The organism is Alloprevotella rava, assembly GCF_014195585.1.
GTDB lineage: Bacteria > Bacteroidota > Bacteroidia > Bacteroidales > Bacteroidaceae > Alloprevotella > Alloprevotella rava.
Genome location: NZ_JACICA010000006.1, coordinates 97900 through 119511, shown reverse-complemented (window position 1 = coordinate 119511; position 21612 = coordinate 97900). Strand labels below are relative to the sequence as shown.

Sequence of the window (21612 nt, the reverse complement as noted above, 5' to 3'; positions counted from 1 at the left end):
CGTAGTATTTATGATTCCTTTAAGAATAGGCTTTCTTTTACTTTGGTATATAAACTTTGTAAAATACTGATAGATCTATAAAAGTAGGATATAATTATTTACAGGTTTGAAATGATTTATTGTAGATAGAAATCAATACTTGCAAAGTTATAGGATTATTAGTACAGGAGCCTGTTAAATTTTTAATAATTTTAAATTATTCTGTTTTGAATTTCTCTACAATTCTCGCACAAGCTTTTCCATCCCCATAAGGATTTACGGCTTTGCTCATTTGTTCGTAGGCATTGATGTTGTCGATAAGCTGACTTACTTCATTGACAATCTTGTCATAATCTGTCCCAACAAGTTTGACCGTCCCTGCACTAAGCGCTTCTGGACGTTCGGTAGTATCGCGCATCACGAGTACAGGCTTGCCTAATCCTGGAGCTTCTTCTTGTATGCCACCGCTATCTGTGAGAACAATGTTTGATTTCTCCATCAGATAAACAAAACTGAGGTATTCAAGAGGTTCTATGAAGAACATATTTCCCAGGTTGTTAAGGTTTTCTCCGAATACTTCGTGAATGGGTTTACGCACGTTCGGATTGAGGTGCATAGGGTAAACAAAATCAACGTCTGGATATTTTTTGTTGAGAGTTTGTATAGCTCGACACATATTGATGAATCCTTTTCCAAAGTTTTCTCGGCGATGCCCGGTAATTAAAACGAGACGTTTTCCCTTGTTGAGGCGTTTGGTGTCGTATCCTGCGTTGCTAAGAATCTGCTCAAGTTGTGCATCTAATGTTTTGTTGTTTTTAATTTTGTCAACGACCCAGTAGAGCGCGTCTATGACAGTGTTACCTGTAACTGTTATGTTTTTTTCAGTAACATTTTCTTTGAGGAGATTTTCTCTGCTAAGCGGAGTTGGCGCAAAATCGTAGGTGGCGATTCTTCCTGTGATTTGTCTGTTCATCTCTTCTGGCCAAGGACTGTATATATTGTGTGTTCTGAGTCCTGCTTCGATATGCCCTACAGGTATTTGCTGATAGAAAGCTGCTAGAGCTGCTGCTGTGCTGGTTGTGGTGTCTCCATGCACGAGCACTACGTTTGGCTGAACTTCTTTGAGGACATCTCTCATTCCAACAAGTACACGTGCTGTAACATCATAGAGATCCTGTCCCTGCTTCATGATGTTGAGATCGTAGTCTGGCTTGATGTCAAAGATGGTAAGCACTTGGTCTAGCATTTCTCTGTGCTGACCTGTTACACATACGACTGTCTTGAATGCGTCTGGATGCTTTTGAAATTCCTTCACGAGGGGGGCCATCTTGATGGCTTCGGGGCGAGTCCCGAAAACGAGCATTATTGTTTTCATATAATTCATATAATTAAATTTCTTGTTGACGATGTTAGTTACTTATTATTTCCAATACGCCTCAAAGACATTGTGGCTTATTTGTTTTTCTTTTTAGGGGAGCTGCATCTAATCTCCATAAGTTGAGGTTAGATAATTATCATAGCTAGTTATTACTTCCTTTGAACGTGTATTGTTCGAAGGGGATGTCAACTACTTGTTCCAATTCTTGTTTTTTGGAGTAGTAGCGGCCAATTTAGAACGATCAGAAGCTCCTGCAAATTGAGAGCGTACTTTAGTTGTTAGTCTTGAAAACATATACTCCAATCAGTGTGTCTATTTCTTTTTACCTGATGGAATCTTCCCAATCAATATTGGAGCATGATTTATACACCATTTTATCGGAAGATAGCAAAGGAAGATGGTGATAATTGATATCATCCAGCAGATTATTTCGTTTTCAGGTTCAAGACCCATTTTCTTGAATACATGGCGCAGGACAACAATTAGCATCATGTGTATGCCTAGTATTAAGAGAGTTCCTTTGCTGGTAACTTCTGCAAATTTGCTTTTAGGTAGTATTCTGCAAATGGAAAATAAGAAAGCTGAAGCAGCACAAGCATAAATGAAGAAATCAAGATAATTATCGCCATAATTATTCGACCAAATATTGATGTATCCCATTTGATTGTAGATGGTAACATATAATAAAGCAGAAACTACTATTATTTGCAATTTCTGTGGCCTTTTCACTAGATTTATCCAATTTGCTTCTTTTGCATAATGCCCAAGAAGCATAAAAGGAAAGCAAGATAACACTCTGAAAATGTAAGGAGATGTTAGTTGGTCTGGGAGAGTGAGATGCGAAAGAAACAGCATTGTTGCTATTGATACGCCAGCTGTAAATAGAGAATTCTGTCTGAAGAAAGAAATTTTGTTTATATCTCCCATTAAAAGCCTGCACACGAATAGAACTTCTATAAACCATATACCAGGAAATAGGACAAAGAAGTTTTGTTCACCAGCAAATAAATATCCGCTGAATATGTTGTTGCAGATAAATGATGCAGAATGGCTGTCTGTTGAGGAATATTCCTTTAAGAGTATAAAGGCAAGATTGATTACAGAGAAGAAAAGAATCGGAATACCAAAACTTTTCAAAGTTCTTTGCCAAGGGTGTGGACGATAGAGATACCCTGAGATGAAGAAAAAACCAGGAACGTTGAACGCAAAAATAATTTTCCATGTTGTTCCATCTGTACTTATGCCTGAATGGCAAAGGATAATGAAGAACATTAAAAACGTTTTTGCCCAGTCTACCCAATCTAATCGTTGATTATTTATTGAGTTGTAGTTGATTTCTGAAGGAGTCACTATTGAGATAGTTTATATGTTTATTTTTTTGATTTTCGTTGTTTTATAGAAGAAGGCTCTTGCAATAAATCCTATTCTTTATTTCCAATACGCCTCAAAGACGTGGTGGCTCACTTGCTTTTCTTTAGGTGGGAGCTGCATATAATCTCCATAAGTGGAGGTTAGATAGTCGTCGTAGCCAGTCATTGCTTTGAACGTGTATTGTTCGAAAGGAATGTCAACTACTTGTTCCATGTCCTGTTTTTTGAAGCTATGGCGGCAGATTCTTCCTAGGCAACATTCAAAGATATGATTGTAGCCTTTGCCGTTGTGCCTTTGACAATATTTATCTATGATTTCTGCTAATTTGCGGAATGACCAAGGAGATAATAAGACGCTTGCGCATACTGCGAAAAGATTTTTCCCAAAAGAGCGTTCCTTTCTCCATGCCAAGGTTTTTAGTGTATAACAATTTTGCAAGAAGCGGCGGCGTTTGTCGAACTGTTTCCATTCTGCTTCATCATCGGGAACATCGTCTATGGGGAACACATCAATTCCTATACCCATGTTCGGAACGTTATTTTTGACTGCCTCTATTTCTATCGTTTGCGTGTCGAAAGCTTTTGCGTAGGGACGATTCCAAAGCGGATTTCTTTCGAGAGAATTCAGAGAGTATTTTCCGTCTAAAACAGTGGGGAAAGCAGTAATCAGTCGGTTGTAATCTTCACGAAGTAGGTATATGTCGATATCGTCGTCCCAAGGGATGAACCCTTTGTGGCGAATGGCGCCGAGCAGTGTTCCACAAGCCAGTGAGTACTTTATGTTGTGTTCGTTGCAGAACTTGTCGATAGCAAGAAGAATATTAATCTGAATCTGTTTAAGTTCTTCTACGGAAGATATGGGAGTCATAGGATTGTGTGTTATTTGTTTAATTTTCGGTTTACCTCCAAATAGCGTTGCTACTTTTCTGTACTCATAAATATCAGCACAATTTGGGAATGAACCTTATTTTTTCTCTTTGCGAGCGTTGAGTGATTAGATGTGGGTGCTGTGCGATACCGCCACTACAGCTACCGCAGCATCACAGAGTGTCCCCGCAGGGGATAGTGGATAGAGATCTATATATTCTATTATAACTCCTACCAGTAAAAACTTGAATTTTAGTTGTCACGTTGTCACGCAGGAGTAAATAGGCTGATAATCAGAAGCTTGCAGGCGTGACAACAAACGATTTGTTGTCATGTTGTTGTCACGCGCTTAATCCATACGTTTTCAGTTAGTTATACTCAAAGTGTGACGACGTGACGACGTGACAACGGAAAAACGAACTCTTAGGAGGAGTGTGTTCCCTCTTAGTTACGGCCTTATTTGTTGTGCTCACAAATACAATAAGGGTGCGGGCTGATGCAATAAAGGTGTCAGCTGACAGTCTTGTTGTATCAGCTGACGCAATAAGAAAATTTGCGAGAGGGCAGAGGTTTAGTGCTACTCATGGATACTGACATCAACGCATTTCGGGGATGAACTGAATTTTCCCCATACCCCATTCATACACTTCTTTGATTTTCGGAATTTCAACTCCTTGTTCTTGCGCCACTTCTATAATGAAGCGCATACCGAAAGGGAAATCCTCCGTGAAATAGCGGCTGTGGAAGTCGGGGAGGAAACCTCCTTCAACCTCTTTCATTGGGGAAAGAATGCCTTGAAAGGCGGGGATGGTGCGGAGCTTATGTGCCAACGATGCTGCATCATGGCTCTCGTAATAGGTGAGTACATCGGGAATGGCTTCGGGGCGTACGGGGAGTGTGCGGAGCAATGTTTGAAACTCCGCATCCATATCTATATATAGTTGGGCAGCTTCCAGTGTCCAATCGGCGTAGAAATAGGGATTCTTATCGTAAACAATACCTTCGTGCCAGTCCTTCCAAAGCGTATAGAGACGGGAGGGATGGAGCAAGGGGTTGCTGTTGGTAAGGCTTGCCTCATAGTGGCTTTGCAACAACTCCGTGGGAGTGTGGAATAGTTGCTCGATAGTGAGGCGCAAAGCCTCTTTGTCGGCTGTTTGCTCTACGGCGAGGTTGAGCAACGGCTTGTAGCCCTTCAGTTCGGCGCTGCGACCATATTCGGTGGTGCGGGAAATGAACGGAACGCGCTGGAAACCAAACAGTGGTTGCTCTTTGGGCAACAGGCGTTGAGCTTCAAAGAAAAATCCCGTACTGGAAACGATGCTCCCCACTGCGGCAGTGGCCGACAGATAAGGGCGAATTTTATCCAGTTCCTCGCGGATGGCAAAACCGGGGAGACAGAGCAGAACAATGTCACTATGCGGTATGACCTCTTCTGCTTGATTTGTGATTTGTGCAATCTTCCCAGCGTACTGCTTTCCGTTAGGGTCGGTCACCGTCACGGTATCTGCCCATCGCTGCGGGTGGTTTGTCAGCAGGCTGACATGGTTCTGAGGTTGTGCAGCTAAGACGCCGAGGACAACGTGGCCGAGGTTTCCTCCACCGCAGATGCAGATATTCATGGGTTACAATGTTTTGAGTGCTTCGACAAGCGTGTCGTTGTCTTTTTGGTCACGCACAGCGATGCGCACATAGTTTTTATTTTCCAGTCCGTCCTTATTGTCGCAGTCCTTGATAAGAATATTGAAATCCATGAGTAGACGGCGTGTGAGTTCCTCGCTGGTGTATTTTTCTGTAACCTGGCAGAGGAAATAGTTGGCTTGGCTAGGGATAACGCGGAGGAAAGGAATGTCCGTGAGGCGAGCCATGAAGCGTTCGCGTTCGGCTATGAACTTCTGACACGCGCGGTCGTAATCCTTCTGGTATTTACCGAAGATTTGCATGTAGAATTCCGCAAAGCTATTGATATTCCAAATGCTCACATCGTGCTTCATCCAGTTGATGAGTGCTTCATCGCTGCTGGCCAAGACCCCGAGGCGCAGACCTGGGACGCCGTAGCTCTTGCTGATGCTCTTCATTACGGCCAAGTTGGGATAGGCCTGGAGAATTTCGTTGTGGAGCAAGCTGTTGTTGCGGAAGTCCTCACTGAAATCCACGAAACTCTCATCGACTACGAAGAAGATACTGCGTTCCTTACACCATGCGGCCAGGCGCAACACATCGGCTATTGGGATGAAATTGCCGCTGGGATTATCGGGATTGATAAGTAGGAGCGTTGATAGCTTCTTGTCGGCATAGAAGCGGATAAGATCATCGGCCGTATAGGTGAGATCAGCATTATCGGGCGTGAAGCCTATAATCTCCGTTTGCTCCTTGCGGTTGGGATATTCCTGGAAGGTGGGATAGACCACACCGATGCGGCCTTCCACGCGTTCCATCAAACTCTTGATAAGTTCGGCCGCACCATTTCCTACCACGGTGTATTTCTGTCGGATGTCAAAGTATTTGGCCGCAATGAGGCTATTGACATACATTCCGCTGGGATATTCTGAGAGAAGAATGTCAAAGTTGGCGCGCAACTCATCTTTCATGTGCGCCGTCGGGAAATAGGGATTGACAAGATAACAGAAGTCGAGGAGTTTCGGGAAACGCCAGTGGCCACCAAACCGCATATTGTAGCGGTACATAAACTCGTCTTTGTCGGCAAACAACGTTTCGGCAATATCCAAATCCTGTACGTCGTCGATTTCGTACCATTTAGCCCCGTTAGTAATGGGTAGAGCTTTCAGTTCTGCATTGTCAAGCAAGGTGATAACGCGCAGCACCTGCTCGTAGTATTCATTGTTGCCCAAAGCCTTACTGTAGGCTTCGAGGAAGGGGACATACTTGTTTTGCGAGAACTCACGGGAGAATTTATAAATATTGACGGTTTTGTAGTAGCTATCTACATCTTTATATTTGAACGCCTTTTTAGGGATGAAATTGACGATATTGTTGTCCTCGTCAATGCGAACCATCGTCCCGTCCATCCAAGTCTCGTATTTATCCACAAGGGCGAGGTTGGGGTAGGGATTATCCAGAATCATGCGGAAGAGGCTATCGTCGAAAATTAAGTCCGATTCGATGAGTAGCGTGTCGTCCTCCTGCAATTTATCCTTGGCAAGTGAGAGCGAATAGATATTGTTGGTCTTGTCGTAGACAGGGTTGTTGACATATTCAATCTTGAGACGGTCGTCGTAGCGATGGCCTATGTAGTCGATAAGGTTCTGCCCTTTGTAGCCCACAACAATGACAACGCGGCTCAGTCCCAGTTGTGAGAGCTGACCGAGTACGCGGTCGATGAGGCGCACCCCATTGACAGGTAACATACATTTGGTGTTATCTCGGGTATATTCCCCCAGACGGCGGCCCATACCAGCCGCAAGGATAATGGCTTGCATTATGTGTTGTTGCTTATTTCAGTGTTTTATATTTCATACCATACAGCAGGATGGCGATGTAGCAGATGAGGGGGACGATGAAAGCTTGAGCCAGACCGGAATGCTCGCCGATGAAGGCCATGATAGTGGGGGCTACTGCACCGCCTACGATGCTCATGATGAGATAGCTGCTGGCTTGCTTTGTCTGCTTACTGCCCAATCCGCGGATAGAGAGGGCGAAGATGGTGGGGAACATGATGCTCTCAAATAAATAGACAAAGAAGAGAGCAACTGTGCCTATCATGCCGCCCGTGAGCAGGATGACGAACGTGGCGAGGGTGGCACCTAAGGCGCAGAAGGTCAAGATACGTTCGGCGCGGATGCGACTCATGAGCCAACTACCGCAGAGGCGGCCCACCATGAAGAGACCCATGCAGCCGAAGGCAAGGAGCAGGGTGGCCGTGGTGGTGGAGATTCCTACAGCGGGATCGGTGGTGTAGTTGATAAAGAAACTGTTGACTCCCGTTTGTGCGGCCACATAGAGCATCAAAACGAGGATGCCGAACTTAAAATTACGGTGTTGCCAGAGGGAGCGAACTTTCTGGGGGTCTTCTTCCGTGGCGTCGTTCTCTGTTCCTACTTCTGGTAGGGGGACTCTACTGAATACTGTTGCCATGATGAGGACTATCACACCGATGACGGCATAGGGGATGACAACGTCGTTGTTTTCTGCCCCTTCGCGGAAGAGGAATAGGCCAATCAGCGGACCGAGAATCCACCCTAAGCCGTTGAACGATTGGGCGAAATTGATGCGTCGCTCTGCTCCTTCTTTATCGCCCAATACTGTGGCGTACGGATTAGCCGATGTCTCGAGGCAGGTAAGGCCGCAGCCGATGACGAAGAGGGAGAAGACGAAGAAATAGAACGTGAGGAGCGGATTGTTCAGTAAGCTACTGGGTACAAAGAGTAGTGCTCCAAGGGAGAAGAGTACGAGCCCCGTGAGGACGCCGGCTCTATACCCGAATCTGCTGATGATTTTTCCTGCTGGAATGGCCATCAGGAAATATCCTCCATACACGGCGTTTTGTACGAGTGCTGCCTGGGTCATGGAGATATTGAGCGACACTTGAAAGTGCTTGTTGAGTACATCCAGCATACTGTGGGCAAAACCCCACATGAAGAAGAGGATGGTGATGAGGAGGAACGTGAGCCTCACCCCCTTACCCCTCTCCAACGGGAGAGGGGAGTGTATACTTTTGTTGGGTGTGTCTTTTGTTATGTGTTTGTTGGTGGGCATTTTATATTGTTGCAACTGTGTTTAGGTGATGGTAACTACGCCCCGTAGAGAGGGGAGTGTGTATTTTTGTTGGGTGTGTCTGTTTTTATGTGCTTGTTAGTGGTTGTTTTATTTGTATAAAACGTAGTCTTTTATATTGTTGATGACTGTTTGTAGGTTATAGGTAACATCTTCGTTTGTGAACCGAAGGATGGTGTATCCGTAGGCTTCGAGATCGTGGGTTCTTATTTCATCATGAGCCTTTTGTTCGGGGCTTTCGTGGTATTTTCCGTCCACTTCAATAATGAGTTTTCTTTCCAGGCAGATGAAGTCGGCAATATAGTCGGCTATGGGGTGTTGTCGGCGAAACTTTATGCCACATGACAGCTTTCTGAGTTTTTCCCACAGCGCTTTCTCGCACGGCGTCATCCCTGCGCGGTTCTTGCGCGCAAATTCTTTTAGTAGCCCATACTTGTTCGGATTTGCCGTTTCATAGTCGTACATATCTCATAGTCTTAGTAATCCGTCAATCCAATATTGTCTTCCACTCTCATCCACAAGAGTCTAAGCAGTCCAGTTTCCCCTAACATTGTCTTCTACAGGAGTATTCACTCCCCTCTCCTTTTGGAGAGGGGTAAGGGGGGGGAGGCCCCATTCGTCGGTTCAAGTAGAAGTGCATGGCTGTCCATACAAGAACGTCGATTAGAACAACGATGTTGATGTTGAGGATGCGGCTTAGCGAGAGCGTCAAGATGACATAGCCCATGGCGATAAGGAGAATCGTCACCATGGTGCGGCGGTGCGTGAAACCGAGGGCTAAGAACTTATGATGAATATGTGTCTTGTCGGGGTGGAAAGGACTTTTGCCGTGGCGCATACGTCCTACCATCACACGGATAACGTCGAAACACGGAACGAGGAGGAGGCTGAACACCACGATAAGCGTATTGGGCAAGTGGAGCACCTCTTGAGCGTGACCTAGCATACAGAAACGCACGGACAGCATACCAAGAATCAGACCGATGGTTTGGCTGCCACAGTCGCCCATGAAAATCTTGTGCTCCGTCTCGGCACGTCCGAAGACGTTATAATAGAAAAACGGAACAACTACGCCGAGTGTGGCAAAAGCTGTGATACTGAAAGCAGCATAACCATAGCATGTGGCGAAGATACCAAAGAAAGTGAGAGCTATCATACTCAGACCTGATGCTAGACCATCAATACCATCGATAAGGTTCATCGCGTTGATGATGCCCACGATGAAAACCACCGCCAGGGGGTAGCCAATGGCTGGCGGTATCTCGTAGATACCCAATAGTCCGTGGAGCGATGTGAAATAGGTTCGAGAGAGCACCAGAACGATGGCGCAGATGAATTGGAACAAGAACTTCACTTGGTATCTTAGTCCGAGAAGATCGTCGGCCATCCCTTCGCTGTAGATGAGCAGTGTGGCAAAGAGACAATAGGCTACGGTGCGCCCATCGACAACAAAGAATGGTGAGATGCCAAACATGGAGGCAATGACGCTCAAGAGCGAGATGCTCATGATGATGCTAGGAGTAAAGGCAACTCCCCCTAAGCGTGGCACTTGCACCGTATGGACTTTTCGTCCATCAATAAGGTCAAAGAGTTTTCTCTTGTATGCTATGCGGAGAATTTCTCGAATCATCAGCGTAGCCATGGCTGCACTGAAAAAAAAGGCTAAGAAATTGTAAAGGAATATCATGAGGTGTAGTTATCCGTCTGTATCCGCGAGTTTTGTGGGATGCAGTTTGTATCGTGGTAGAAGTGTTAAAAGTTTACAAATCTACTCATCCGATGTTGTGTTTAAAGAATGTAAAAGGGTATTTCTTTAGCTCCCTGGATACGTTGTATACAGGTGATAAACAGGGGGCTACGAATAAAAAGTTTGTAGTCTTATTCCATTAAAAGGCTACAATAGAGATTCGTATCCATTTATAGGATAAATGCAAATATACAGTTATTTTATTAAAAATGAGAAAAAAGAGGAAAATATATTGCAAAGTGTCGTAAAAAGGTGAAAGTATATGTAAGGTTAAAACGAAATGTATATGCTTTTGGGTGAGAGAGAAATAAATACGCTTTGTTGTATTCTGTTGCTTTATTGTATTGTAGTGCTTAGTTGTCGGAAACGAAGTAGATAGCGGACAAATAAAGAAGTTTTGTTGTTAGTTCTTAGCTGATTTTTCTAATTTGAGCTTTGTTGATTTGTTCTTCTAAAAAGGGTAGATGAATAATCCTGTTTTGTAAAAATACTTCTTACTTTGTTAGTGCTAGAATGGCTCAAAATTCGCAGTGTCCGTATCAGTTCTTTCTTTTAGCCTTTTATGAAGACGGCTTTTATAAGTGTTTTCGTGAATGCAATAAGGCTATCAACTGACAGGCTTATTGCGTCAGCCCACGCCCTTATTCTATCTGCTGACACAATAAGGAAAATGACCGCCAACAGAGAGGTGTTACAACTTGAAAAAGGTGTGAAAAATGCGAGAATGATGCGGACGATAAGGAAATTTGAGCAAATTCCTGACTTTTTTGATTGGGAAGTGAGTTTTCTTTGAATGAAATCTCTCTTTCTTTGTTCCCCTTCTGCTTTTCTTCATTATTTTGAAGAAAATCCTTTGTCAAATTTTAGGATGGTTAATTGGATAGTATGGCTACTTGGTGTTTCAGATCGCTCTGACTGCTCTGAGATTTGATTAAGGGTTGCTATCTTCTTCTTTTTTATTCGAAGAGTGTCGAAAACTATTTTTCGTTTAGTATCAAAAAAGGCTGCCAACTGACGAGAAAGGTGTGTCAGTTGGCAGCCTTAGAAGTGGGGATGCCTTTTAGGCGCTTGTGTAGAAACGAATCGGTATCAGTTGGTTTCTACTTCTGTCGTTTTGTCCAGCTCTTCATATTTTGAATGCTGACTTTTATATTCTGGTACGATTTGCTTCATGATGCGCACCGTCTCCATATCGTTGAACTCATGGCTGGCAGCCACGAGCGCATCGATTTGCTGTTGAGCTTCCGTGTAGTCATACTCGCGCACAGCAGCGATACGGATTTTCTTGTGAAAAGTGGGTTTCGATTCTTCTTCGTTATTGAGCACTTCTTCGTAGAGCTTTTCGCCGTCGCGCAGCCCTGTATATTGAATTTTCACGCCTTGCGCTCCGCTCAGTTTGATCATACGTTTAGCCATGTCGGCAATGCGTACCGGTTTGCCCATATCGAAGACGAAGATTTCGCCACCTTTACCGTGTGTGCCAGCTTCGAGCACCAATTTGCAGGCTTCGGGGATGAGCATGAAGAAGCGAATGATGTCCGGATGAGTTACAGTGACGGGCCCTCCGGCTTGAATTTGGCGACGGAAGAGGGGAATGACTGAACCGTTAGAGCCAAGTACGTTGCCGAAGCGCGTCGTAACGAACTGCGTCTGTCCCTCTACTATGCCGTCCTTTTCAGCATGGTTGAGGCTCTGCACATAAATCTCGCAGATGCGTTTGGAGCACCCCATGACGTTTGTAGGGTTCACAGCCTTGTCTGTAGATATCATGACGAATTTCTTTACCCCGTATTTTACGGACATATCTGCAATGATGCGTGTGCCTTCGATGTTGTTCTGAACAGCTTCTGAAGGATTATTTTCCATCATGGGCACGTGTTTGTAGGCCGCAGCATGGAAGACATAGTCGGGGCAATAAGTGCTGAAAATTTGCTCTATGCGGTCGCGGTGGCAGATATTCGTCACGATGGTTTCGGTTTGGATATCGGGCCATTCGTTCTTCATCATCAGTCGGATATCGTGTTGAGGCGTCTCGGCCTGGTCGATGAGAATCATTCGCTTTGGCTGATAGGTGGCAATCTGCCGTACCATTTCTGAGCCAATGGAACCTGCCGAACCCGTGATGAGGATACTTTTCCCGCGCAGCATGGTCCCGACAGCGTCCATGTCCACCTGGATTTCATTGCGAGGGAGGAGGTCCTCGATTTTTACCTCTTTTAGTGGCTCAATCTTATCGCCTTCTTTCCATTCCTCGGCCTTGGGCATCATGAGAATGCGGATATCGGCTTCGATGAGTGCATCTTGGAATGCTTGGTTTTGGCGGAGAGCATTACTACATAAGGGCGACACAAGCAATACTTTAATGTCGCGCTCTTTCATCAAAGGTATCAGCTTATCGTCCAGAAAATATACGCGCTGCCCCATAAGCACATGGTTGGCTTCGCCTTTGTCGTCAGTCACAAAACCGCGGAGGGCAAACTGCTGGGGCTTCATGTTGCGAATGCTCTTAGCGATGCTGATGCCACCGCCTTTCACGCCGTAGATGAAAGCCGATTTAGCTTCAGCTCGAGTAAAACTCACTTCATAGAGCGACTTGACGATCATGCGTGTGAGCCAGAGCAGGAAGGTGGCAGCAATTGTGGCTACAAGGATGTCCCGGGTGCGGATATTGGCCTCAAAGCTGCGAATGTTTTGGATATAAAACTGTCGGGAGACAAACAGGGGGTAGTGGAGCATCCAAGCCAAGATACCTCCTATGCTCATGGCACCGACAACCCGAAGGAGATCAATAAACGATGAATAACGGAAAATGTCAGCATACGTCTTGAAGATCCGCATACCGATGAGATATGGTACGAGGAAAATGAGAAGGCGTACACTGATCCACCCTATCAATTCAAGGCGTTCTGCAGAAAGACCGTAGTCAGGCCAATAGAGCAGTTGCGGGCGAAAGATGAAATAGGTGACGGCATAAGCCAATATGATAATGATGCTGTCGGCTAAAACGATAGCCCAATAGGGCAGTGCCTTCTTATTGAAATACCAATGGGAAAATTTATGTAAGAAAGACATAGGAATGGTAAAAAAGATAGGTTACAAAGGATAGATATTTTCTCAGCCAGAAAGTCTCCTTGAGAGGTCAATTCTGTCTGACTTTCTTAGAGGAATTAAAGAATGGCAGCTTTGATGGTTTCGACAATGCGGCGGACATCGTCGTCCGAAACATAAGGGCCGCTGGGCAGGCACATACCTACGCGGAAGAGTTCGTCAGATGTGCCGTTGACATAGCGCGGTGCATCTTTGTAGCAAGGTTGCGCGTGCATCGGTTTCCAAAGTGGGCGACTTTCTATACCTGCCTTGTCAAGCCATACGCGCAGCGCTTCCACGTTGCGGTTTGGTTCTAGTTCCGTGTGCAACGAACCTCCTGCGTGAACCACGCCAGCTGCTCCGCCCACAGCGCCTTCAACTGCCGTCTTGTAGGCTTCTTCTTCTCCTTTGATATGGAGGTCGGGAGAAATAGTAATGGTGCTCAGCCAATAGTTTGAGTCGTAGCGATTGTTAGGATTCAAGTGTACATCAATGCCCTCTACATCACGCAGGAGTTCGGCGTAGAGCTGAGCCACGTGCTTGTGGTGGTTGATGTGTTCATCCAATATGGTCATCTGTCCGCGCCCGATGCCCGCACAGATGTTTGACATACGATAGTTGTAGCCAATTTCTTCGTGTTGGTAGTAGGGGTAAGCTTCGCGCGCTTGGGTGGCAAAGAACATCACGCGGTTTTTAGCCTCTTCCGTGGGGCAGATCAGCGCGCCTCCACCTGAAGTGGTGATCATCTTGTTACCGTTGAAGGAGAGCACGCCGTATTCTCCAAAAGTGCCGACTGCCTGTCCGTCGAAACGTGAGCCGAATCCCTCGGCAGCATCTTCAACGACAGGGATGTCGTATTTGCGAGCAATTTCCAAAATCTCATCGATGCGGCCCGGCATTCCATAGAGATAGACGGGGATGATGGCTTTCGGCTTGCGCCCCGTTTTAGCCATGCGGTCTTTGATAGCCTCTTCGAGCAGGGCGGGGTCCATATTCCAGGATTCCTTTTCCGAATCAATGAATACGGGCTTTGCACCCAAGTAGGTAACAGGGTGACTGGACGCGCAGAACGTGAAACTCTGGCAGATGACTTCATCGCCAGCCGTCACTCCAAGGGCAAGTAGCGACAAATGAACCGCAGCCGTTCCTGCAGATAATGCCACCACCTTTTTGTCCTGTCCAACGTATGTTTCGAGGTCTTTCTCAAATCCGTTCACGTTTGGGCCGAGAGGCACGACCCAGTTGGTGTCAAACGCCTCTTGGATATACTGCATTTCGTTGCCGCTCATGTGAGCTAAGCACAAGTAGATTCTATTCATATCTTAATGGTTGATTTTTGTTATAGTTGGATTGGGAGATAGATTATATGATAAGATTATATTGCGTAATGAGCTTTCAGATTTTCTCTCCTGCATACTCAATTTGTTTTCCGAAGACGGTCGCGACAATCATTTGTATGTCTTGGATGAAACTATAGTGGTGAAAATAGTAGTAGTTGAGTCGGATTTTATCGGGATAGATAATGCGATCGTTATACTCTTGAACAGAACGAATTTCAAAGCCATTGATACAGAGGACTTCTTCTTGTTTGAGTCTTTCGGCGATATTAGCCAGTAGCTCCTCCTCATTGCGATATTTGAGGGATGCAGGACCTGTGATTCCTGGTCGGAGTTGGAGCACATCGCGATCGGTGCCTGTCAGCTGGTCTGCGTATCCAGGAACATCTGGTCGAGGTCCCACAAAACTCATCTTTCCAATAAATACGTCCCAAAGTTCGGGCAATTCATCAATCTTATAGCGCCGGAGCTTTTCTCCCAGTGGTGTGATGCGGCTTTGTTCTTCGGATGCAATAGAGCTTTGGGTAGAGTTCTTAGAAGCAGTGGCCGATGTTTTTGAGACACTCATTGATCGGAATTTGTGGCAGCGGAATATCTTTCCGTTGCGTCCCACCCGCTGCTGTACAAACAGCACCGGACCAGGCATTTTCACTTTGATGAGTATGGCCACGAGAAGATAGAGCCAGCAAAGGCATATCATACCAATGAGCGAAACCAATCGGTCAAAGATGTATTTTAATATCATTGGTGGAGAGATTGAAAACTTATTAGTTAGGAAGAATTTCAAGATAGAGGTCGTTGTCTTCCAGTTCTTTTACAACTCGAACATTACTGGCAGAAAGAGCAGAACGATAGGATGCGATATTGTCTTTAGAAACTGTTTCGAAAAGACGAAGACCGATTCCGAAACCTACTTCGTTGAGAATCTTATTCATGCAAGTGCCTAACCCTTGGCCTCTATGATTTATATCTACGATTCGGCCTCTAAATCCTTTACCAAAGAAGAAACTACGATTAAAGCAATACCCGGCAATGTGTCCGCTTTCTTTTTCTAAGAGAACGTATCCTAAGAAAGCTTTATTGCGCTGAAGCTTACGAATGGCATCTGCCGTAAATCCATGCGGCTTAAAGAATCGAAACGCTTCTTCGGGTTGCTGTTGAAAGAAGTGAACCATGTCCTCTGTTGGAACATCAGAGAGGCGTACAATTTTTAGGCTTTCATTCCTTTCTTGATGGAGCGACTTTTCGACCTCCTTGAGTTTCTGCCCATATCTTATAGAGAAGAGGAAAGAATTGATCCAGTTCACCAAATCCCAGACCCATGGCGTTTTATCTCTCAAAAAATGTGCAAGCGCGTAGAGCATAGCGTTTTATTTGTTATTGAGGAGCATTTTCTTATATCTTTCATGCAACGCATTCCAAACCTCTTGTTGAGAAAAGCGGGTGCATACCATTTCTCTCGCTTTAGCAGTCATTGATGAAATGCGTTGAGGTTCTTCAATGAAAGAAACCATTGCGTTGTAGAGCGCCTCCTCGTCTTTCGGCGGAATGATAATGCCGTTTTGCCCGTCCACGATGATCTCGTTCGCCCCATTTATGTCCGTAACGATGGCGGGTAATTCCATCGCGCCGGCTTGTAATACAACATTGGGGAAGCCTTCGCGATAGGAAGGAAAAACTAAGGCATCAGCGGCAATCAAGTATGGACGAATGTCTGTTTGCCAGCCCACAAACCGAACGTCAGGAGAAGTTTTGAAGAAATCTTCATTATCTTCTTTCAGTGGGTCGAGCGTGCTTTCAAAACTACCTACAAGAATTAGCTTGCACCGTCCTTTGAGGCGTCGCATACAAGAAGCTAATTCGTTCATGCCCTTATCCGCCACAATTCTGCCTATAAAGACGAACGTGAAATCATCGGGAGAAATGTTCAGTTCTCTTCTTGCCTGCGCTCTGTTAGCAGGGTATTCTTGAACGGAAAAGTAAGAGATGTCCACACCATTTATATTGCCATTCAAGACAACTTCCAAAGGTTTTTGGGTGATACCGTCTTCTCTCAGCGCGTTTAAGACGCCTTTTCCTTCAGGGATTACGTCCGTAGCAAAACGGCACGTCAGCTTTTCCATAGACTGCAGTAGCCATCTGAATTTCCCTGTCACGCCTTGGTAGCGTAGTCCTGTGACAGTGTAGATGCGGACAGGAATTCTCGCCATCCAGGCAGCAATCATTGAGAGTAATGAACCTTTTGGCGTATTGGCATGAACAATATCTGGTCGCTCTTTGCGGAACAACCGCCACAAAGTCCATAAACACGAAAGATCCGCCCAGAGCGAAATCTCTCTATGCATGGGCACTTCGATAACGCGAATCCCTTCTCTCTTTGCCACCTCTTGCAGCTCTCCCGTATCTGCTGCCACCCCGACAACCTCAAAGTATTGACTGAGAAAACGGAGTTGTCCTTTCAGCAGTCCGTTGAGACTGATGTCGTGTGTAGTGACGCGTAGGAGTTTAGGTTTTGACATCTTGAATAGGAACGAGTCTTTTTTATTGTAGAATATTGCGATAAAGCGTTTCGTAGGCATCGACCATTTTCTGGAGGTCGAATTGTAATGCGCGTTGGTAGCAACGCTGAGCTATGTCGTTAGCAAACGTAGGATCATTGGCTAATTGGCTGAGCAGAGTGGCTAAGGCCTGAGCATCTTGATGAGGAAAGAGCAGGCCTGCTCCTTCTGTTATTTCGTGTAAACCGTTCACATCGCTGGCCACGAAAGGACGACCGACACTCATTCCCTCGATACTTGAAAGTGAGAGCCCCTCGTAGTGGGAACTCATGCAGATAATATCGGAGGCTTTTAGTAGTTGCGGGATATCATCGCGTAAGCCCCAAAACTTTACTGCTTTTTCTATATGTAATTCGTGCACCAACTCTTCGAGTTTAGCTCTGCGTTCACCATCGCCTACCAGCCACACTTCAAATTGATTTGTAGGGAGTAAGGCCAAAGCTCGTAGTAGGGTGTCTTGATCTTTCTGTGGGCGAAAACCAGCTACTTCTGTGATGATTGTTTTATTTGGATCTCGTGAGATGTTGTTACCGCTGGCTTCGTGGAAAGAGGCTACGTCGATGCCATTTGGAATAACAGAACAAGGGGTTGAGCAAGAACCGAGATGTTGCAAGAGCAATGTGTGGGTAAGAGGACTAATACAAACAATATGTGTGTAGTGTTTGTACATACAGCGGTCAACAAACGCTAAAAGTTTGTGCTGTCGTTTTCGGTTAGTTGTATTATGCTCTGTCGTGACAATGGGGATGTTCTTTCCGTAAGCAGCAATAGCCGTGAAGAGCTGAGGCGATGAGTTGTGAGAATGTACGATGTCGTAGTCAGCAACCATGCGTCTGAGGGCAGGTATGTTGAGCGGAGAATAGAAAGAGTGGCCTAAATAGAAAACTCTGCAGTCGTTTTGTTCCAGTCTTTGTTTAAAGGGTGTGTCGCTCCCCTCGAACACTGCAATGTCTACTTCATGGGAGCGAGCTTTTAGGCCTAAACTAAGGTCTGTAACGATCTTTTCCGCTCCGCCAGGCAACAGCGAGGTGATAACTTGCAGGATTTTCATAATTACTTATTTTTATTATGTTCTGTTACCTTGGAGAATAATCTTTCTATCACTTTCTCGGGAGCAAGCCATTGCATATAGTAGTGTTTTGCTCCTTTTTCTAATTTGTTTCGATATGCCTCGTCGGTATTGATTTTAACAATGGCATCGTACAGTTCTTCTGTAGAGGAAACAAAGTGGATATTTTCTCCATGCTCTAAAGGAAAAGGCAATTCTCTTGTTAAGGGTGTGGAAATAATGGCCTTACCCATACAGAGATACTCTCCTAATTTCCATCCATGACACGAGCAAACAGATGGGGTGTTGAATACAACGACGCTCTCCAAAGTTTTCTTTATGTAATCGTCCATAGACAATCTTTTATTGTATAGAAAGTCCTTGTATTCTTCTTTATATTTGGGATAATCTGGCATTTGTTGAACCACATCGGGAGTATCTAAATAATAAAAACCTCCTTCTATTTTCAATCCTGCCTTATGAGCGGCTTTGAGAAACTCCCCTCGAAATCTGTTTGTATAATTTACTTCATGTGAGCCATACCATAAGGTGCTGGCGTGAAAGATATAATTTTTTGTTACTTCATGGGGCTGTGTATACAATCGAAGAGGTCTCCTTCGAATTTTAGAGTATAGACAATCCCGGATATATAACTTTAGGGGTAAATCAGTATGTATCCCACCTTTCAGGATTAAGTTGATACAGTGTTTGATTGTTCCTGCCCATGATGCTAAACTGATACCAAATTGTGGCCCAATGGCAGTGAGCTTGGGATAGTCGCGTACTTGTTGGGAAGTTGGATTAACCATTCCATATATGTCGCACCATTCATATCTGTCTTTAAAAATAATGGCTTGGTCTTCAGTATCTATAAAGATTTTTTTAACTCTATCTTCATTCTGAACGATAAAAGCAAATCCACTATTGTAGTCTCTAACGGAATGATAAGAGATGGACGTAAATGGTTTGACATCGAAAGAGATATTTTGCTTTCCAAATACTTTGTATATGCCTAATAAATACCAAGAGGCATAATTGAATCTCAATCGAGGATCAATGATTACTTGCATGAGGTTGATTTTGGAAAAATTATTCGCAGTCTACGGCTTCGAGAGTGGCTTCAAAATCAATTTCTTTTCCAGCGATCAAAACGAACGCCATTTTGAAGCATCATAAGAATAGGACAATTTGTCCCTTCTTGGGGTGGAGTCTTATTTTCTTCTTGAGAAACTGGAAATACAATAAGGATATTTACGAACACAATAAGGATGTCAGCTGACAGCCTTATTGTATCAGCTGACAGAATAAAGAAAAACACGTGCTATCGGGCACGTGTTGGCCGCTGATTTTATGCAAAATCCTCCTTCTTTTGTTAATTTTCAGTCGAAAACAATGCTACGCTTCAAGAGAATAATATTTTTCAGTTCTATTCAAGAACTTTTTCTTTTAATTCTTTGTAATGTTCATTTCCAGAATGAGAAAACCCATTGTCAAAGAAAAGGAAAGAAAGTTTCTCAAAAGGCTTTTTTCATTTTCTTCTTTTTGAAAAACCTTATTGATTAGTTGGCAAATCTCTTGTCCCAATATTTATAAAGCAGCCATCCTGCAGGAAGCAATAGCCCGATAAGTTTTTTGTAGGGAGGCTTCAATATGTCAGAGAACCTTTTATGGGCAAAGAAGCTATAGGCAATGAAGAGCAAGGCGTGTTTTATCCTAATGCTTATATTGAATACAGGATTCATACCTATGATTGCATTTTCAATTCCTCCTTGCGGACATTTGATTCGCAAAGTCCTGCCTGAGCGCGAAAGCCCTCCTTCGAGATATTCGGTAATGTAGATGATTTTGTTGACCATCAGCATGTCTCGTTTGAAGGCTAATTGCGCCCACATCCAACTCTCTCCCATAAATCGTTCTCCTTCAAAAACCGGAAATCTATATTCTTTTAAGCATTCAGTTACCCATACTTCTGCTTTATCGCCGTCAATGTGTTGATTGAATCGAACTTGATTGAAGTTGTCTATAACATGATCTTTGGGGTGTTTGTCGCCGATAACAGCGTCTGCGGAATATCCACGAAGGTATGAAATACCGCAGAGGTCTTTATCTTTTATGGTTTCCCAATCGTTGAGAATAGTTTGTATGGCATCCACAGTAAGAAAATCATCGCTATCAACGATGAAGAACAACTCTGTTGTGACAATATCAATGGCAAGATTGAGAGCGGTGTGTTTTCCGCCATTGTCTTTGTAGATATATTGCACCTTGAAGTTTTGCCCTGCAAACTCCTGGCATAACTCTTTAGTGTTATCATTGCTGCCATCATCGATAATGAGCCAGTCGAAGTTCTGGTTCGTTTGTTGGCAGAGACTATCGTAGAGCTGAGGCAACGTGTGTGCCCGGTTGTAAGTTGGGGTTACAATTGTTATAGAGGGTTGGTTCATGGCTATCGGATGTTGATAAAGAAGGTAAAGAGTGCTTGTAGCAGAATTATCCCGCCTATTTTCTGTTGTTGCTTTGGCCAGAGTTTGTAGTTGAGAACGGGATAGAGCAATAGGAGTGGGATGAAAATCCATGAAAGGTACCCGAAGCGATCAGAGAAGTTTGCTCGAATCACCAATATCCAGATTCCGTTAGCTATCAGATAGGTATTAATGATGTTGGTATAAAAAGAATCCTTAACTTTTTTCTTGTAGATATAGTAATAGGCAAGAAGGGCTGGAATCAGACTGTATATGATAAAGTCGAATCGAAATCCAGATTTATACATCTTATCTTTTTCAATGAGATACCCCTTGATGTTTAGCTGAGTGAAGTCAGTCACCAAAGGTTGCGCAAGTTGTTGGAAATAGCTTCCAGCAAAGTAAGACAAGGGAATGCAGAGAAGCCAAAAGTAGAAATATACTTTTGTGTTTTTATAATAAAGTGATAGAACTAATGCCAAGACTGGAAGCCACATAGAAGAGTGTATCTGAGTGGCGCAGAAGAGAAGAGAAAAATATATGGGTTTGTTAGAATCTCGCCAAACTAACGCGTATAATAAAAGTGATGCAGCTAAACCAGCTCGCATAGTGTTGACAGCATATGCACTGAAGAAAAGGAATGTGATGTAGCCAACAAAGAGAGCTGTAGACTCTACCTTACATTTCTTGCGACTCAGTTGATAGATGCCCAGGACGTAGAGAAAACCCGTTAAGGAAAGCCACAAATCAAGCCCCATAATTTTTCGGCAGAAGTAGTTATAGGCCATAAATAGTACGTCACGATTTGCTTTCCATTCTGTGGCCTGTAGAAAACCTTGTGCGTAGAGTTCACGGTCTCCTCCTAATCCCTTGTAAGGAAATGTTCCTATATAGAAAACCAGTATGGCAAAGATAAAAAGAACAGGTATTTGATTGTCCTTTTGAAGTTTGTCCTTATTAGCAATATAGAGTGTGTAGCAAAGTGCTAAGAGGAAGCTGCAATAAGTAAAAGCGTTGATATATAAAAGTAGAGCTTCTTTCATATTGT

At 44.2% G+C, this 21612-nt stretch carries 17 protein-coding genes; all 17 read right to left on the bottom strand.

The features are described 5' to 3' along the window. Window positions 1–196: 196 nt before the first annotated feature. On the bottom strand, window positions 197–1354 hold the full coding sequence (gene wecB, locus FHS60_RS06595) for a non-hydrolyzing UDP-N-acetylglucosamine 2-epimerase (protein WP_183696741.1): 1158 nt from the start codon (window positions 1352–1354) through the stop codon (window positions 197–199). Between the two features lie 315 nt (window positions 1355–1669). Then, window positions 1670–2707, bottom strand: a complete 1038-nt coding sequence (locus tag FHS60_RS06590; RefSeq protein ID WP_183696737.1) for an acyltransferase family protein — start codon at window positions 2705–2707, stop codon at window positions 1670–1672. A gap of 78 nt (window positions 2708–2785) precedes the next feature. Beyond that, on the bottom strand, window positions 2786–3595 hold the full coding sequence (locus tag FHS60_RS06585; RefSeq protein ID WP_183696734.1) for a LicD family protein: 810 nt from the start codon (window positions 3593–3595) through the stop codon (window positions 2786–2788). 595 nt (window positions 3596–4190) lie between these two features. Beyond that, window positions 4191–5213: an NAD/NADP octopine/nopaline dehydrogenase family protein gene (locus FHS60_RS06580; RefSeq protein ID WP_183696731.1), complete on the bottom strand. Its 1023-nt coding sequence runs from the start codon at window positions 5211–5213 to the stop codon at window positions 4191–4193. A gap of 3 nt (window positions 5214–5216) precedes the next feature. After that, window positions 5217–7031 (bottom strand): aminotransferase class I/II-fold pyridoxal phosphate-dependent enzyme, encoded by a 1815-nt coding sequence (locus FHS60_RS06575; RefSeq protein WP_183696728.1) that lies wholly within the window; start codon window positions 7029–7031, stop codon window positions 5217–5219. Between the two features lie 13 nt (window positions 7032–7044). After that, window positions 7045–8307, bottom strand: a complete 1263-nt coding sequence (locus FHS60_RS06570) for a sugar MFS transporter (RefSeq protein ID WP_244957458.1) — start codon at window positions 8305–8307, stop codon at window positions 7045–7047. A gap of 108 nt (window positions 8308–8415) precedes the next feature. Further along, a complete protein-coding gene (locus tag FHS60_RS06565; protein WP_183696725.1) occupies window positions 8416–8790 on the bottom strand; it encodes an endonuclease domain-containing protein in 375 nt (124 codons plus the stop codon). Window positions 8791–8869: 79 nt separating this feature from the next. Continuing rightward, window positions 8870–10012, bottom strand: coding sequence for an MraY family glycosyltransferase (locus tag FHS60_RS06560; protein WP_183696722.1), 1143 nt, complete (start codon window positions 10010–10012; stop codon window positions 8870–8872). 1149 nt (window positions 10013–11161) lie between these two features. Further along, window positions 11162–13144, bottom strand: coding sequence for a polysaccharide biosynthesis protein (locus FHS60_RS06555; protein ID WP_183696719.1), 1983 nt, complete (start codon window positions 13142–13144; stop codon window positions 11162–11164). Between the two features lie 95 nt (window positions 13145–13239). Then, window positions 13240–14478 (bottom strand): DegT/DnrJ/EryC1/StrS family aminotransferase, encoded by a 1239-nt coding sequence (locus tag FHS60_RS06550; protein ID WP_183696716.1) that lies wholly within the window; start codon window positions 14476–14478, stop codon window positions 13240–13242. Between the two features lie 76 nt (window positions 14479–14554). Next, a complete protein-coding gene (locus FHS60_RS06545; protein WP_183696714.1) occupies window positions 14555–15241 on the bottom strand; it encodes a sugar transferase in 687 nt (228 codons plus the stop codon). 22 nt (window positions 15242–15263) lie between these two features. Beyond that, a complete protein-coding gene (locus FHS60_RS06540; RefSeq protein ID WP_183696710.1) occupies window positions 15264–15860 on the bottom strand; it encodes a GNAT family N-acetyltransferase in 597 nt (198 codons plus the stop codon). Between the two features lie 6 nt (window positions 15861–15866). Next, window positions 15867–17015 (bottom strand): glycosyltransferase family 4 protein, encoded by a 1149-nt coding sequence (locus FHS60_RS06535; RefSeq protein ID WP_183696707.1) that lies wholly within the window; start codon window positions 17013–17015, stop codon window positions 15867–15869. A 22-nt stretch (window positions 17016–17037) separates the two neighbouring features. Then, window positions 17038–18105: a glycosyltransferase gene (locus tag FHS60_RS06530; protein ID WP_183696704.1), complete on the bottom strand. Its 1068-nt coding sequence runs from the start codon at window positions 18103–18105 to the stop codon at window positions 17038–17040. 2 nt (window positions 18106–18107) lie between these two features. After that, the gene (locus FHS60_RS06525; protein ID WP_183696701.1) at window positions 18108–19172 is read right to left on the bottom strand and encodes a glycosyltransferase; all 1065 of its coding nucleotides are present in this window, start codon (window positions 19170–19172) and stop codon (window positions 18108–18110) included. 489 nt (window positions 19173–19661) lie between these two features. Next, the gene (locus FHS60_RS06520) at window positions 19662–20546 is read right to left on the bottom strand and encodes a glycosyltransferase family 2 protein (RefSeq protein ID WP_183696698.1); all 885 of its coding nucleotides are present in this window, start codon (window positions 20544–20546) and stop codon (window positions 19662–19664) included. 2 nt (window positions 20547–20548) lie between these two features. Next, window positions 20549–21607 carry an EpsG family protein gene (locus tag FHS60_RS06515; RefSeq protein WP_183696695.1) on the bottom strand — a complete coding sequence of 353 codons (1059 nt, stop codon included), beginning with the start codon at window positions 21605–21607 and terminating at the stop codon, window positions 20549–20551. Window positions 21608–21612 lie beyond the last annotated feature (5 nt).

What these genes read in the sequence shown, in the direction of transcription:
- FHS60_RS06560 (WP_183696722.1), bottom strand. Translation starts at nt 10,012, where the DNA reads ATGATATTCCTTTACAATTTCTTAGCCTTTTTTTTCAGTGCAGCCATG.
- FHS60_RS06540 (WP_183696710.1), bottom strand. Translation starts at nt 15,860, where the DNA reads ATGCTCTACGCGCTTGCACATTTTTTGAGAGATAAAACGCCATGGGTC.
- FHS60_RS06525 (WP_183696701.1), bottom strand. Translation starts at nt 19,172, where the DNA reads ATGCAAGTAATCATTGATCCTCGATTGAGATTCAATTATGCCTCTTGG.
- FHS60_RS06515 (WP_183696695.1), bottom strand. Translation starts at nt 21,607, where the DNA reads ATGAAAGAAGCTCTACTTTTATATATCAACGCTTTTACTTATTGCAGC.
- wecB (WP_183696741.1), bottom strand. Translation starts at nt 1,354, where the DNA reads ATGAAAACAATAATGCTCGTTTTCGGGACTCGCCCCGAAGCCATCAAG.
- FHS60_RS06555 (WP_183696719.1), bottom strand. Translation starts at nt 13,144, where the DNA reads ATGTCTTTCTTACATAAATTTTCCCATTGGTATTTCAATAAGAAGGCA.
- FHS60_RS06535 (WP_183696707.1), bottom strand. Translation starts at nt 17,015, where the DNA reads ATGTCAAAACCTAAACTCCTACGCGTCACTACACACGACATCAGTCTC.
- FHS60_RS06580 (WP_183696731.1), bottom strand. Translation starts at nt 5,213, where the DNA reads ATGAATATCTGCATCTGCGGTGGAGGAAACCTCGGCCACGTTGTCCTC.
- FHS60_RS06585 (WP_183696734.1), bottom strand. Translation starts at nt 3,595, where the DNA reads ATGACTCCCATATCTTCCGTAGAAGAACTTAAACAGATTCAGATTAAT.
- FHS60_RS06520 (WP_183696698.1), bottom strand. Translation starts at nt 20,546, where the DNA reads ATGAACCAACCCTCTATAACAATTGTAACCCCAACTTACAACCGGGCA.
- FHS60_RS06545 (WP_183696714.1), bottom strand. Translation starts at nt 15,241, where the DNA reads ATGATATTAAAATACATCTTTGACCGATTGGTTTCGCTCATTGGTATG.
- FHS60_RS06530 (WP_183696704.1), bottom strand. Translation starts at nt 18,105, where the DNA reads ATGAAAATCCTGCAAGTTATCACCTCGCTGTTGCCTGGCGGAGCGGAA.
- FHS60_RS06570 (WP_244957458.1), bottom strand. Translation starts at nt 8,307, where the DNA reads ATGCCCACCAACAAACACATAACAAAAGACACACCCAACAAAAGTATA.
- FHS60_RS06575 (WP_183696728.1), bottom strand. Translation starts at nt 7,031, where the DNA reads ATGCAAGCCATTATCCTTGCGGCTGGTATGGGCCGCCGTCTGGGGGAA.
- FHS60_RS06550 (WP_183696716.1), bottom strand. Translation starts at nt 14,478, where the DNA reads ATGAATAGAATCTACTTGTGCTTAGCTCACATGAGCGGCAACGAAATG.
- FHS60_RS06565 (WP_183696725.1), bottom strand. Translation starts at nt 8,790, where the DNA reads ATGTACGACTATGAAACGGCAAATCCGAACAAGTATGGGCTACTAAAA.